The organism is Kluyvera sp., from assembly GCF_047971185.1.
GTDB lineage: Bacteria > Pseudomonadota > Gammaproteobacteria > Enterobacterales > Enterobacteriaceae > Kluyvera.
The window spans coordinates 1-13,340 of record NZ_JBKDZH010000052.1 but is presented as its reverse complement, the minus strand read 5'-3'; the positions used below and the strand labels follow the sequence as shown (position 1 = coordinate 13,340).

At 57.4% G+C, this 13,340-nt stretch carries 11 protein-coding genes, 1 rRNA gene and 1 riboswitch; of the genes, 9 read left to right on the top strand and 3 right to left on the bottom strand.

All coding sequences use genetic code 11. The features are described 5' to 3' along the window. Positions 1-5: 5 nt before the first annotated feature. Positions 6-1,157 carry an acetylornithine deacetylase gene (gene argE / locus ACK5JN_RS14990; RefSeq protein ID WP_416870906.1) on the bottom strand — a complete coding sequence of 384 codons (1,152 nt, stop codon included), beginning with the start codon at positions 1,155-1,157 and terminating at the stop codon, positions 6-8. A 153-nt stretch (positions 1,158-1,310) separates the two neighbouring features. On the opposite strand from argE, the gene argC reads away from it, so the two are divergent. The 4 genes from argC to oxyR all read left to right on the top strand — a co-directional run bounded on the left by argC (position 1,311) and on the right by oxyR (position 5,930). Next, positions 1,311-2,315: an N-acetyl-gamma-glutamyl-phosphate reductase gene (gene argC, locus ACK5JN_RS14985; protein ID WP_416870905.1), complete on the top strand. Its 1,005-nt coding sequence runs from the start codon at positions 1,311-1,313 to the stop codon at positions 2,313-2,315. A 9-nt stretch (positions 2,316-2,324) separates the two neighbouring features. Then, positions 2,325-3,101 (top strand): acetylglutamate kinase, encoded by a 777-nt coding sequence (gene argB / locus ACK5JN_RS14980; protein ID WP_416870904.1) that lies wholly within the window; start codon positions 2,325-2,327, stop codon positions 3,099-3,101. Positions 3,102-3,297: 196 nt separating this feature from the next. Beyond that, complete coding sequence (gene argH, locus ACK5JN_RS14975; protein ID WP_416870903.1) at positions 3,298-4,674, top strand: argininosuccinate lyase; 1,377 nt, start codon at positions 3,298-3,300, stop codon at positions 4,672-4,674. Positions 4,675-5,012: 338 nt separating this feature from the next. Further along, complete coding sequence (oxyR, locus tag ACK5JN_RS14970; RefSeq protein WP_416870902.1) at positions 5,013-5,930, top strand: DNA-binding transcriptional regulator OxyR; 918 nt, start codon at positions 5,013-5,015, stop codon at positions 5,928-5,930. Here oxyR and sthA read toward each other — a convergent pair. Beyond that, positions 5,913-7,313, bottom strand: a complete 1,401-nt coding sequence (gene sthA, locus ACK5JN_RS14965; protein WP_416870901.1) for a Si-specific NAD(P)(+) transhydrogenase — start codon at positions 7,311-7,313, stop codon at positions 5,913-5,915. The genes oxyR and sthA overlap by 18 nt on opposite strands. Before the next feature lie 197 nt (positions 7,314-7,510). Between sthA and fabR the strand changes: the two genes are divergently transcribed. Both fabR and ACK5JN_RS14955 read left to right on the top strand, forming a co-directional pair. Beyond that, positions 7,511-8,146, top strand: coding sequence for an HTH-type transcriptional repressor FabR (gene fabR, locus ACK5JN_RS14960; RefSeq protein WP_064540299.1), 636 nt, complete (start codon positions 7,511-7,513; stop codon positions 8,144-8,146). 15 nt (positions 8,147-8,161) lie between these two features. Next, positions 8,162-8,515, top strand: a complete 354-nt coding sequence (locus ACK5JN_RS14955) for a YijD family membrane protein (RefSeq protein ID WP_163448616.1) — start codon at positions 8,162-8,164, stop codon at positions 8,513-8,515. 93 nt (positions 8,516-8,608) lie between these two features. Here ACK5JN_RS14955 and trmA read toward each other — a convergent pair whose 3' ends face one another. Next, positions 8,609-9,709, bottom strand: a complete 1,101-nt coding sequence (gene trmA / locus ACK5JN_RS14950; RefSeq protein WP_416870900.1) for a tRNA (uridine(54)-C5)-methyltransferase TrmA — start codon at positions 9,707-9,709, stop codon at positions 8,609-8,611. Positions 9,710-9,823: 114 nt separating this feature from the next. Beyond that, a riboswitch (cobalamin riboswitch) is annotated at positions 9,824-10,011 on the top strand. Positions 10,012-10,076: 65 nt separating this feature from the next. Here trmA and btuB point away from each other — a divergent pair. From btuB to ACK5JN_RS14935, 3 genes are all read left to right on the top strand, one after another. Next, the gene (gene btuB / locus ACK5JN_RS14945) at positions 10,077-11,933 is read left to right on the top strand and encodes a TonB-dependent vitamin B12 receptor BtuB (RefSeq protein ID WP_416870899.1); all 1,857 of its coding nucleotides are present in this window, start codon (positions 10,077-10,079) and stop codon (positions 11,931-11,933) included. Next, positions 11,878-12,735 carry a glutamate racemase gene (gene murI, locus ACK5JN_RS14940; protein WP_416870898.1) on the top strand — a complete coding sequence of 286 codons (858 nt, stop codon included), beginning with the start codon at positions 11,878-11,880 and terminating at the stop codon, positions 12,733-12,735. The genes btuB and murI overlap by 56 nt, the downstream gene beginning before the upstream one ends. 368 nt (positions 12,736-13,103) lie before the next feature. Then, positions 13,104-13,340 (top strand): 16S ribosomal RNA (locus ACK5JN_RS14935); the annotation flags it as partial.

Below are 13,340 nucleotides of genomic sequence, written 5' to 3'. Positions count from 1 at the left end.
ACACATTAATGCCAGCAGAAGTGATGCACCACCTGGGTAATCAGCTCGCGGGTCGGTTTGATAAAGCGGGTTTCCAGATACTCATCCGGCTGGTGCGCCTGGTTAATGGAGCCGGGGCCTAAGACGATGGTCGGGCACAGGGTTTGAATAAACGGCGCTTCGGTACAGTAGTTCACCACCTCGGTTTTGGTGCCGAGCAGTTTTTCCAGCACCTCGACCAGCTGGTGGTCCGGCGGGCATTCGTAGCCCGGAATCGGCGCGTGCAGCTCGCTGACCGTCAGGCGGCCCGGCCACTGCGCGCTCACCGGCTCCAGCGCTTCCTCCAGCAGGCCGTTGAGATCGTTCAGCGTCATGCCCGGCAGCGGGCGGATATCCATATGCAGCTCGCAGCAGGCGCAAATACGGTTAGAGGCATCGCCGCCGTGAAGGCTGCCGAGGTTCAGCGTCGGGTAGGGGACGGTAAACGCATCGTAGTGATAGCGTTCTTTCAGCGAGTCGCGCAGTTGCATCACCCGCCCGATGGCGTCATGCATAATTTCAATGGCGTTCACGCCGCGCGCCGGGTCGCTGGAGTGGCCGGACTGGCCCATCACCCGAATGGCGTTGGACATGTGGCCTTTATGCGCGCGCACCGGCTGTAGCGAGGTCGGCTCGCCGATGATGGCGCAGTCCGGGCGCAGATCGGTGGATTCTGAGAAGTAGCGGGCGCCCGCCATGCTGGTCTCTTCGTCCGCCGTCGCCAGAATATAGAGCGGCTTTTTAAGCTGTGTCACGTCCACATCACGCAGCGCGTCGAGAATAAACGCAAAGAAGCCTTTCATGTCGGCGGTGCCCAGCCCGTAGAGCTTGTTGTCGTGCTCGGTGAGGGTAAACGGGTCGCGGGTCCAGCGGCCGTCGTCGAACGGCACGGTATCGGTGTGACCGGCAAGCAATAGTCCGCCCGCGCCGTGTCCGGTGCTGGCCAGCAGGTTGAATTTATTGCGCGTGCCCGGGACCGGCTGCACCTCGACGTTGAAGCCAAGAGAGGCGAACCAGTCGGCTAGCAGAGTGATTAAAGACGCATTACTCTGATCGAGCGCTTGCTCGGTTGCGCTGATGGACGGGGTGGCGATCAACGCACGGTAAATCTCGATAAATGGTGGTAAATTGTTTTTCATTGTTGACACACCTCGGGTCGTGATAGTATCAATATTCATGCAGTATTTGTGAATAAAAATACATTATCATTAGGCGTAAGAAAACCCACCAACGGTAGGGTGAAGTGACGACGCTTAATCAGGCAAACAGACATAAGAAGGTAAACGGCCCCGATGTTGAATACGCTGATTGTGGGCGCGAGCGGTTACGCTGGCGCAGAGCTTGTGACCTATGTGAATCGCCATCCTCATATGAACATAACCGCTTTGACGGTCTCAGCGCAAAGCAATGATGCAGGAAAGTTAATCTCCGATTTGCATCCACAGTTAAAAGGGATTGTCGATCTGCCGCTGCAGCCGATGTCCGATATCAGCGAATTCAGCGCAGGCGTTGACGTAGTGTTCCTCGCCACCGCCCACGAAGTCAGTCACGATCTGGCGCCGCAGTTCCTCGCCGCGGGCTGCGTGGTGTTTGACCTGTCCGGCGCGTTCCGTGTGAACGACGGCGCCTTCTATGAAAAATATTACGGTTTCACCCATCAGCACCCGCAGCTGCTGGCGCAGGCGGTCTACGGCCTGGCCGAGTGGAGCGCCGAGGCGCTGAAAGAGGCGCAGCTGATCGCGGTGCCGGGCTGCTACCCTACGGCGGCACAGCTTTCCTTAAAACCGCTGATTGATGGTGATCTGCTCGATCTCAATCAGTGGCCGGTGATCAACGCCACCAGTGGCGTGAGCGGCGCGGGGCGTAAAGCGGCGATCTCCAACAGCTTCTGCGAAGTGAGCCTGCAACCGTACGGTGTGTTTACCCACCGTCATCAGCCGGAAATCGCCAGCCATCTTGGCGCCGAGGTGATTTTCACCCCGCATCTGGGCAACTTCCCGCGCGGGATTCTGGAAACCATCACCTGCCACCTGAAGCCGGGTGTGACGCATGTGCAGGTAGCGGACGCGTTGCAGCAGGCCTACGCCGACAAGCCGATGGTGCGTTTATATGAGAAGGGCGTGCCGGCGCTGAAAAACGTGGTCGGCCTGCCGTTCTGCGATATCGGTTTTGCCGTTCAGGGCGAGCACCTGATCGTGGTGGCGACCGAAGATAACCTATTGAAAGGCGCCGCCGCACAGGCAATGCAGTGCGCCAATATTCGTTTCGGCTTCGCTGAGACGCAGTCTCTTATTTAAGGTGTGACGATGATGAATCCTTTAATTATTAAACTGGGCGGCGTGTTGCTGGATAGCGAAGAAGCGCTGGAGCGTCTGTTTACCGCGCTGGTGAACTACCGCGAATCGCATCAACGCCCGCTGGTGATTGTCCACGGCGGTGGCTGCGTAGTGGATGAGCTGATGAAGCAGCTCAACCTGCCGGTGAAAAAGAAAAACGGCCTGCGCGTGACGCCTGCCGACCAGATTGACATCATCACCGGCGCGCTGGCGGGCACCGCCAACAAAACGCTGCTGGCATGGGCGAAGAAGCATGATATCGCCTCCGTGGGCCTGTTCCTCGGCGACGGCGACAGCGTTAACGTCACCAAACTGGACGAAGAGCTGGGCCACGTCGGTCTGGCGCAGCCGGGCTCGCCTAAGCTTATCAATATGCTGCTGGAAGGTGGATTCCTGCCGGTGGTGAGCTCCATCGGCGTGACCGCAGAAGGGCAGCTGATGAACGTTAACGCGGATCAGGCGGCAACGGCACTGGCGGCCACGCTGGGCGCGGATCTGATTCTGCTTTCCGACGTGAGCGGTATTCTGGACGGTAAAGGCCAGCGTATTGCGGAAATGACCGCAGCGAAGGCGGAGCAGCTGATCGAGCAGGGGATTATTACCGACGGCATGATTGTGAAAGTGAACGCAGCGCTGGATGCGGCGCGCACGCTGGGCCGCCCGGTGGATATCGCCTCCTGGCGTCATGCCGAGCAGCTGCCGGCGCTGTTTAACGGCACGCCGATTGGCACGCGTATTCTGGCGTAAGTGATTTTCCCCTCACCCTAACCCTCTCCCCAAAGGGGCGAGGGGACTGGCCGGAGCCGGTATAGTTCTCCCTCTCTCCACAGGGACGAGGGAACTGACGGTTTTCCCCCTCTCCCTCAGGGAGAGGGCCGGGGTGAGGGTTGTTTTCAGGCTGAATAATATCCAGCATCAATAAACGAATTTAAGGAAGCATGTTATGGCACTTTGGGGCGGGCGTTTTTCTCAGGCAGCGGATCAGCGGTTCAAACAGTTCAACGACTCTTTACGCTTTGACTATCGCCTGGCGGAGCAGGATATCATTGGCTCCGTTGCCTGGTCCAAAGCGCTGGTGACGGTTGGCGTATTGACGGCGGACGAGCAATCCCAGCTAGAAGCGGCGCTGGGCGTGCTGCTGGAAGACGTTCGCGCGAATCCGCAGCAGATTCTTGAAAGCGATGCCGAAGACATCCATAGCTGGGTGGAAGGCAAGCTGATCGATAAGGTCGGCCAACTGGGTAAAAAGCTGCACACCGGGCGTAGCCGTAACGACCAGGTCGCGACCGACCTCAAACTGTGGTGCAAAGACACCGTGGCGGAGCTGCTGGACGCGAATCGTCAGCTGCAACACGCGCTGGTGGAAACCGCACAGGCGAACCAGGACGCGGTGATGCCGGGCTATACCCACCTGCAACGGGCGCAGCCGGTCACGTTTGCGCACTGGTGCCTGGCCTACGTTGAGATGCTGGCGCGCGATGAAAGCCGCCTGCAGGATACCCTGAAACGTCTGGACGTTAGCCCGCTGGGCTGCGGCGCGCTGGCGGGTACCGCCTATGAAATTGACCGTGAACAGCTGGCGGGCTGGCTGGGCTTCGCGTCCGCGACCCGCAACAGCCTGGACAGCGTTTCCGACCGCGACCACGTACTGGAACTGCTGTCCAACGCTTCTATCGGCATGGTGCACCTGTCGCGCTTCGCCGAAGATCTGATCTTCTTCAATACCGGTGAAGCGGGCTTTGTGGAGCTGTCCGATCGCGTGACGTCAGGCTCTTCCCTGATGCCGCAGAAGAAAAACCCGGACGCGCTGGAGCTGATCCGCGGGAAATGCGGCCGCGTGCAGGGCGCGCTGACCGGCATGATGATGACCCTCAAAGGTCTGCCGCTGGCCTACAACAAAGATATGCAGGAAGACAAAGAAGGCGTGTTCGACGCGCTGGATACCTGGCTGGACTGCCTGCATATGGCCGCGCTGGTGCTGGACGGCATTCAGGTTAAACGTCCGCGCTGTCAGGAAGCGGCGCAGCAGGGCTACGCCAACGCCACCGAACTGGCGGATTATCTGGTCGCGAAAGGCGTGCCGTTCCGTGAAGCGCACCATATCGTCGGCGAAGCGGTGGTGGAAGCCATTGCCCAGGGCAAGCCGCTGGAAGATCTACCGCTGGCCGATCTGCAAAAATTCAGCGCGGTGATTGGCAACGACGTTTACCCGATTCTGTCGCTGCAATCGTGCCTGGATAAGCGTGCGGCAAAAGGCGGCGTCTCACCTAAACAGGTCGCGCAGGCGATTAGCGACGCGAAGGCGCGCCTCGCGTTGTAGGCCTGATAAGCGTAGCGCCATCAGGCAGATCGGCGCACATTGCCGGATGGCGGCTTCGCCTTATCCGGCCTACGCGTGATGTAGCCCGGCCGAGCGCAGCGACGCCGGGTTTTTTACGCCAAAAAAAAAGCGGGCCACGGGGCCCGCAAACGTTCATGTTGGCTTTAGTTAGTCGAGTTTTGAGAGAAACTCAGAAATCTACGCGGCGACTTCAAAGGGTTAAACAAGGAGCCGCGCTGTTTCTTTGGCGTATTATTAAACAGAAGTCTTGATAGGGATAATCATTCATTGCTATTCTATCTATCGCCATGAACTATCGTGGCGATGGAGGATGAATAATGAATATTCGCGATCTTGAATACCTGGTGGCGTTAGCTGAACACCGGCATTTCCGCCGGGCGGCAGATTCCTGCCACGTCAGCCAGCCGACCCTGAGCGGGCAGATCCGTAAGCTGGAAGATGAACTGGGCGTCATGCTGCTGGAGCGTACCAGCCGTAAGGTGCTGTTTACCCAGGCCGGTCTGCTGCTGGTGGACCAGGCGCGTACCGTGCTACGCGAGGTCAAAGTGCTCAAGGAGATGGCTAGCCAGCAGGGGGAGACCATGTCCGGCCCGTTGCATATCGGCCTGATCCCGACCGTTGGCCCGTACCTGCTGCCCCACATTATCCCAATGCTGCACCAGACGTTCCCTAAGCTGGAAATGTACCTGCACGAAGCGCAAACCCATCAGCTGCTGGCGCAGCTCGACAGCGGCAAGCTGGACTGCGCGATTCTGGCGCTGGTGAAAGAGAGCGAAGCCTTTATTGAGGTGCCGCTGTTTGATGAACCGATGATGCTGGCGATCTATGAAGATCACCCGTGGGCCGAGCGCGATCGCGTGCCGATGTCGGATCTGGCCGGTGAGAAACTGCTGATGCTGGAAGACGGCCACTGCCTGCGCGATCAGGCGATGGGCTTCTGTTTTGAAGCCGGTGCGGATGAAGATACCCATTTCCGCGCGACCAGTCTGGAAACGCTGCGTAATATGGTGGCGGCGGGCAGCGGCATTACGTTATTGCCCGCGCTGGCCGTGCCGCAGGAGCGTAAACGCGATGGCGTCGTGTATCTGCCGTGTATCAAGCCGGAGCCACGCCGTACCGTTGGGCTGGTCTATCGACCGGGGTCGCCGCTGCGCAGCCGCTATGAGCAGCTGGCAGAGGCCGTCCGTGAGACGATGGACGGCCATTTTGACAAGGCGTTAAAAAAGGCGGTTTAAGCCGTTCAGCGCCGCAACCCGATAGGCTTCCGCCATGGTTGGGTAGTTAAAGGTGGTGTTAACGAAGTACTCGATGGTGTTACCGCCGCCTTTCTGCTCCATGATCGCCTGGCCGATATGAATAATCTCGGCCGCGCGCTCGCCAAAGCAGTGAATGCCGAGGATCTCTTTCGTCTCCCGATGGAACAGGATCTTCAGACTCCCCACGCTCATCCCCACGATTTGCGCTCGCGCCAGATGTTTAAACTGGGCGCGTCCGACCTCGTACGGTACCTTCATGGCCGTCAGCTGCTGCTCGGTTTTGCCGACGGAGCTGATTTCCGGAATGGTATAGATGCCGGTTGGGATGTCTTCAATCAGGTGCGCGGTGGCTTCGCCTCTGATCAGCGCCTGGGCGGCAATACGGCCCTGGTCGTAGGCAGCAGAGGCCAGGCTCGGGTAGCCGATCACGTCGCCAACGGCGTAAACGTGCGGCAGCGCGGTCTGGTACATGCTATTGACCTTCAGCTGGCCGCGGCCATCGGCCTGCAGGCCAATGTTTTCCAGCGACAGCGAGTCGGTGTTACCGGTACGGCCGTTGGCGAATAGCAGGCAGTCGGCCTTCAGTTTTTTGCCGGACTTCAGGTGCATGATCACGCCGTCGTCCACGCCTTCAATCTTCTCGTACTCTTCGTTGTGGCGAATGACCACGCCGCTGTTCCAGAAGTGATAAGAAAGCGAGTCCGACATCTCCTGGTCGAGGAACGCCAGCAGACGGTCGCGGGTGTTGATCAGGTCAACTTTTACATCCATGCCGCGGAAAATAGACGCGTATTCGCAGCCAATGACCCCGGCGCCGTAGATAATCACGTGGCGCGGTTCGTGGTGCAGGCTGAGAATGGAATCGCTGTCGTAAATGCGCGGGTGGGTGAAATCAACGTCGGCCGGACGATACGGACGCGAACCGCAGGCGATCACGAACTTGTCGGCGGTGAGCGTTTCAACCGAACCGTCCGGGCACTCCAGCGCGAGGGTATGCTCATCGATGAAACGGGCGTCGCCCTGCAGCATCTCGCAGTGATTGCGCTCATAAAAACCCTGACGCATGCGAGTTTGCTGATTGATAACGCTATCGGCATGATTCAGGATGTCGGCAAAAGAAGAGCGGAGAAGTCGGCTGTGGTCGCTGTAGAGAGGGTTCTGGTTGAATTCGATAATACGGCTGACGGCATGGCGAAGGGCTTTGGAAGGGATAGTCCCCCAGTGGGTACAGCCGCCGCCGACATTATGGTAACGCTCAATAACGGCGACACGGGCTCCTTGCTTCACCAGACCCATAGCAGCGCCTTCGCCGCCGGGGCCGGAACCAATTACTATTGCATCATAATCGTAGGAATGTGGCATGGTAGGGCTTACCTGTTCTTATACATAAAAGCAACAGAATCATAACATCATCGAAGATATAACCCAATTATCGTTGGGCTTTTTTCATACGAAATAGCATAAATAGCATGTAAACAATCATTAACAAAGCTGCGTAAGTCGATCCGTTTTAATCTCTGGTATAGTGCCAGCACGGCATGTGGAAGGATTCAGTTATCGTGATGGGTGTTAGAGCGCAACAAAAAGAAAAAACCCGGCGTTCGCTGGTTGAAGCGGCATTCAGTCAACTTAGCGCCGAGCGCAGTTTTGCCAGCCTGAGCCTGCGTGAAGTGGCGCGTGAGGCGGGCATTGCGCCAACCTCCTTTTATCGCCATTTCCGCGATGTGGATGAGCTGGGGCTGACCATGGTTGATGAGAGCGGCCTGATGCTGCGCCAGCTGATGCGCCAGGCGCGTCAGCGTATCGCCAAGGGCGGCAGCGTGATCCGCACCTCCGTCTCCACGTTTATGGAGTTTATCGGCAACAACCCGAACGCCTTCCGCCTGCTGCTGCGCGAACGTTCCGGGACGTCTGCCGCCTTCCGCGCCGCGGTGGCGCGTGAAATTCAGCACTTCATTGCGGAACTTGCCGACTATCTGGAAATCGAAAACCATATGCCTCGTGCGTTCACGGAAGCGCAGGCAGAGGCGATGGTGACCATTGTATTTAGCGCGGGAGCGGAGGCGCTGGATGTTAGCCTTGAGCAGCGTCGGCAGCTGGAAGAACGGCTGGTGCTGCAGTTACGGATGATATCCAAAGGCGCGTACTACTGGTATCGCCGTGAACAAGAGAAGACGACACATCAGTCCGAATAAGGTGGTAAACGAGCAATGAAACAGTCAGGTCAAGAAAAGGGTACGCTGCTGCTGGCGCTGTTAGCGGGTTTATCGATTAACGGCACGTTTGCAGCCCTGTTTAGCTCCATCGTACCTTTCTCCATTTTTCCCATTATCTCGCTGGTGCTGACGGTCTACTGTCTGCATCAACGCTATCAGAACCGTACGATGCCGGTAGGGCTGCCAGGCCTGGCGGCCGGCTGCTTTATCCTGGGCGTGCTGCTGTACAGCACCGTGGTGCGCGCGGAGTACCCGGATATCGGTTCTAACTTCTTCCCGGCGGTGCTGTCGGTGGCGATGGTGTTCTGGATTGGCGTGAAGTTGCGTAACCGCAGGCAGGAATCGTAATTATCGCGTAGGCCGGATAAGGCAAAGCCGCCATCCGGCAATCTGCTCAGAAACTGCCGGATGGCGCTACGCTTATCCGGCCTACCTTCAGTCTTACTTCTTCGTTAACAGCACGCCGCATTCCATATGATGGGTATACGGGAACTGGTCGAACAGCGCGAGGCGTGACACCTTGTGCGTCTGGCTCAACGTTTCCAGGTTCTGACACAGCGTCTCCGGGTTACAGGAGATGTAGAGAATGTTCGGGTACGCCTGCACCATCTTCTCGGTTTCGCTATCCAGCCCGCTACGCGGCGGATCGACGAAAATCGTCTCGCACTGATAGCTCTTCAAATCAATGCCCTGCAAGCGGTTAAATTCCCGCACGCCGTTCATCGCCTGGGTAAATTCTTCCGCCGCCATGCGGATAATCTGCACGTTGTCTATCTGGTTGGCGGCAATGTTGTACTGCGCGGCGGCGACGGACGGCTTGGCGATTTCGGTAGCCAGCACGCGGTTGAAGTTGCGCGCCAGCGCCAGCGAGAAGTTACCGTTGCCGCAGTACAGTTCCAGCAGGTCGCCCTGTGAATTGTTCGTGGCGTCCAGCGCCCATTCCAGCATCTGAATATTCATCGCCGCGTTCGGCTGGGTGAAGCTGTTTTCTACCTGGCGGTAGATCATCTCTTTTCCCGCCACCGGCAGACGCTCATCGATATAGTCCTGATCCAGCGCGATTTTGGTTTTCGTCGCGCGGCCAATCAGGTGCACGTTCAGCCCCCGAGCACGCAGCGCGTCGCGCAGCGCTTCGGCCTGCTCGCGCCAGGCGTCGTCGAGCTTTTTATGGTACAGCAGCGACACCACCGCCTGATTGCTCAGGGTAGTGAGGTAGTCAATCTGAAACAGTTTATGGCGCAGGATGGCGTTATCGCGCACACCCTCGAGCATCGCGGTCATCAGCGTGTTGATCAGCTCGCTGGCGGCCGGGAAGGTGTCGACGCGAATACGGCTCTTGGTCTGCTGGTCAAACATGATGTGGTACAGGTCATCGCCGTCGTGCCAGATGCGGAATTCGGCGCGCATCCGGTAGTGGCTGACCGGCGAGCGGAACACCTCCGGCGCGGGTGCGCTAAACGGCGCCATCATCGTTTGCAGGCGAGTGACTTTCTCGGCGAGCTGTGCGTCGTACTGTTCGGTTGGGAGGTGTTCGGGGGTCATGAGGCATCCTGAATAATAAAAGTACGCGGGGATTGTAGGGCCTGCTCAGGGGATGTCCAGTGTCGATGCAGGTGAAAATCGTAAATAGCAGTCTGGACATCTATATGTAACTAAATGTAGCATTCGCGTACCGGTCCTGTGAGTTAAAAGGGAACCCAGTGTAAATCTGGGGCTGACGCGCAGCGGTAAGGAGGGTGAGAGACGAGCGCATTTTATGCAGACACTGCGGCTTGCCGTGGGAAGTCATCGTTTCTCTATATAGCCACCAAGCCCGAAGACCTGCCGGATGACGTCGCATGAGGTTTTATCGTCGCGAGCAACTGATAAAGCCTGCGGCATCCTTTTTCTGTTTCGGATGCTTTGAAAAATGATTAAAAAAGCTTCGCTGATGACGGCGTTATCCGTCACGGCTTTTTCCGGCTGGGCGCAGGACAGCAATTCAGACACGCTGGTGGTTACCGCCAACCGCTTCCAGCAACCTGTTAATACCGTGCTGGCGCCGACCGACGTGGTCACCCGCGATGACATTCAGCGCTGGCAGTCAAAAGATCTCAATGATGTGATGCGCCGTTTGCCCGGCGTCGATATCTCTCAGACCGGCGGCATGGGTAACAGCGCTTCTCTTTATGTGCGCGGCACTGAAGGCCGTCATGTTCTGGTGCTGATTGACGGCGTGCCGATGGCGCGCGCGGGTATCACTAACGGCATTGATATCGGCCAGATCCCCGTTTCGCTGGTGCAGCGCGTGGAATATATTCGCGGGCCGCGTTCAGCGGTTTATGGCTCTGGCGCCATTGGCGGCGTGGTGAATATCATCACCATGAGCGACAACGACCGCGCGCAGATTAACGCCGGCGTGGGGACCGATGGCTATCAAACTTACGACGGCACGGTGAATAAACGCTTTGGCGACACGGTGGTAACGGCCGCGGGGGCTTACCAGACCACGAATGGCTTCAACGTTCAACCTAACTCCCCTTATAGCGGCGATAGCGATCGCGACGGCTACCGCAACAAATTGTTCCTCGGCGGCGTGCAGCATAAATTTGACGACAATTTCTCCGGCTTCTTCCGCGGCTATGGCTATACCGCCAACAGCGACTACGACCAGGGCTCGTACGGCCATGCCGGCGGCAATGACGAAAGCCAGAGCTACAATCAATCCTGGGACACCGGCCTGCGCTACAGCTCCGGCATTTATTCCTCTCAGCTGATCGCCAACTATCAGCGTCTGAAAAACTACAACTACAGTAACGATCTCGGTCGCTACGCGGGTGAGGCGACGCTGGATGATATGGAGCAGCGCTATATCCAGTGGGGTAATAACGTTGAAGTTGGGCACGGGGCGATTAGCGGTGGCGTGGACTGGAAGCAGGAAAAGCTCACTTCCAGCAGTACCACCCTGGCGGATACTTATAAACGTGATACCACCGGGCTGTACCTGACCGGGCAGCAGCAGATTGACGCGGTAACGCTGGAAGCGTCCGGGCGTGAGGATCACGACGAGCAGTTCGGCTGGCACGGTACCTGGCAGACCGCCGCGGGCTGGGAATTTGTCGAGGGCTACCGTGCGACGCTCTCCTACGGCACGGGTTTCCTGGCGCCTTCGCTGGGCCAGCAGTACGGCGCGACGCGCTTTGCCTCCGCCTATGGGCCGGGCATTGCCGCGAATCCCGATCTGAAACCGGAAGAGTCTAAGCAGTGGGAAACCGGTATTGAGGGCTTAACCGGGCCGCTTGACTGGCGTCTTTCCGCCTACCGTTACGAAATCCAGAACCTGATTGACTATAAAAACAATCAGTATATCAACGTGAAGTCGGCCACCATTAAAGGCATAGAGTGGACGGGAAACCTCACCACCGGCCCGGTGGAACATCACCTGACGCTGCAATATGTTGACCCGCGCGATGACCAGACGGATAAAGTGCTGTACCGTCGCGCGAAGCAGCAGGTGAAGTATGAGCTGACCGGGCAAATCGCCGACCTTGGCTGGAACGTCATGTATCAGTATCTCGGTGAGCGTTACGATAACGACTACGACAATGGGCGCGATGTCAAAATGGGCGGCGTAAGCCTGTGGGATATTGGATTGTCGTATCCGATCACCTCACACCTGACAGTTCGTGGTAAAATAGCCAACCTGTTCGATAAAGATTACGAGACAGTTTATGGCTACCAAACTGCAGGACGGGAATACACCTTGTCTGGCAGCTACACCTTCTGAACCACGTCCCACCGTACTGGTCTTTGACTCCGGCGTCGGTGGGCTGTCGGTCTATGATGAGATCCGGAATCTTCTGCCGGATCTCCATTACATCTACGCTTTCGATAACGTTGCGTTTCCCTATGGGGAGAAGAGCGAAGAGTTTATCGTCGAGCGGGTCCTGGAAATTGTCACCGCGGTACAGCAGCGTTACCCGTTAGCGCTGGCGGTGATCGCCTGTAACACCGCGAGCACGGTCTCGCTGCCCGCGCTACGCGATAAATTCGCTTTCCCGGTTGTCGGCGTTGTACCGGCGATTAAACCGGCGGCGCGTCTGTCGGCAAACCGCATTGTGGGGCTACTGGCCACGCGAGGAACGGTGAAGCGTCCTTATACTCACGAGCTGATCGCGCGCTTTGCGAATGAATGCCGCATTGAGATGCTGGGCTCAGCTGAGCTGGTGGAACTGGCAGAAGCAAAGCTGCACGGAGAAGCGGTACCGCTGGAAGAGCTGCGCCGTATTCTGCGTCCGTGGCTGCGGATGCCCGAGCCGCCGGATACCGTCGTGCTCGGCTGCACTCACTTCCCTCTATTACAAGAGGAGCTGCTGCAGGTGCTGCCGGAAGGAACGCGGCTGGTGGATTCCGGCGCGGCGATTGCGCGGCGTACCGCCTGGCTGCTGGAACATGAAGCGCCGGATGCAAAATCCAGCGAACCGAATCTGGCTTACTGCATGGCCCAGACGGCAGAAACTGAGCAACTTTTACCCGTTTTACAGCGTTACGGCTTTGAAACGCTCGAAAAACTGCCTGTTTCAGCCTGATTTGAGCAAAAAAGAGACGGTTGAAAAGTTTTTTTAAAACAGGGCTTGTCAACGTCTCAGAACTCCCTATAATGCGCCTCCACTGACACGGAACAACGGATTACAAGCCGCCGGGTCAGCGAGGTTCTCCTGAGAATCTCAACGGAGGAAAGCGAAATAAACGCTTGACTCTGAAGCGGGAAAGCGTAATATGCACATCCCGCGCCGCTGAGAAAAGCGAAGCGGCACTGCTCTTTAACAATTTATCAGACAATCTGTGTGGGCACTCGAAGATACGGATTCTTAACGTCGCAAGACGAAAAATGAATACCAAGTCTCTGAGTGAACACGTAATTCATTACGAAGTTTAATTCACGAGCATCAAACTTAAATTGAAGAGTTTGATCATGGCTCAGATTGAACGCTGGCGGCAGGCCTAACACATGCAAGTCGAACGGTAGCACAGAGAGCTTGCTCTTGGGTGACGAGTGGCGGACGGGTGAGTAATGTCTGGGAAACTGCCCGATGGAGGGGGATAACTACTGGAAACGGTAGCTAATACCGCATAACGTCGCAAGACCAAAGTGGGGGACCTTCGGGCCTCACGCCATCGGATGTGCCCAGAT

What these genes read in the sequence shown, in the direction of transcription:
- trmA (WP_416870900.1), bottom strand. Translation starts at nt 9,709, where the DNA reads ATGACCCCCGAACACCTCCCAACCGAACAGTACGACGCACAGCTCGCC.
- sthA (WP_416870901.1), bottom strand. Translation starts at nt 7,313, where the DNA reads ATGCCACATTCCTACGATTATGATGCAATAGTAATTGGTTCCGGCCCC.
- murI (WP_416870898.1), top strand. Translation starts at nt 11,878, where the DNA reads ATGGCTACCAAACTGCAGGACGGGAATACACCTTGTCTGGCAGCTACA.
- argE (WP_416870906.1), bottom strand. Translation starts at nt 1,157, where the DNA reads ATGAAAAACAATTTACCACCATTTATCGAGATTTACCGTGCGTTGATC.
- argB (WP_416870904.1), top strand. Translation starts at nt 2,325, where the DNA reads ATGATGAATCCTTTAATTATTAAACTGGGCGGCGTGTTGCTGGATAGC.
- oxyR (WP_416870902.1), top strand. Translation starts at nt 5,013, where the DNA reads ATGAATATTCGCGATCTTGAATACCTGGTGGCGTTAGCTGAACACCGG.
- btuB (WP_416870899.1), top strand. Translation starts at nt 10,077, where the DNA reads ATGATTAAAAAAGCTTCGCTGATGACGGCGTTATCCGTCACGGCTTTT.
- argC (WP_416870905.1), top strand. Translation starts at nt 1,311, where the DNA reads ATGTTGAATACGCTGATTGTGGGCGCGAGCGGTTACGCTGGCGCAGAG.
- argH (WP_416870903.1), top strand. Translation starts at nt 3,298, where the DNA reads ATGGCACTTTGGGGCGGGCGTTTTTCTCAGGCAGCGGATCAGCGGTTC.
- ACK5JN_RS14955 (WP_163448616.1), top strand. Translation starts at nt 8,162, where the DNA reads ATGAAACAGTCAGGTCAAGAAAAGGGTACGCTGCTGCTGGCGCTGTTA.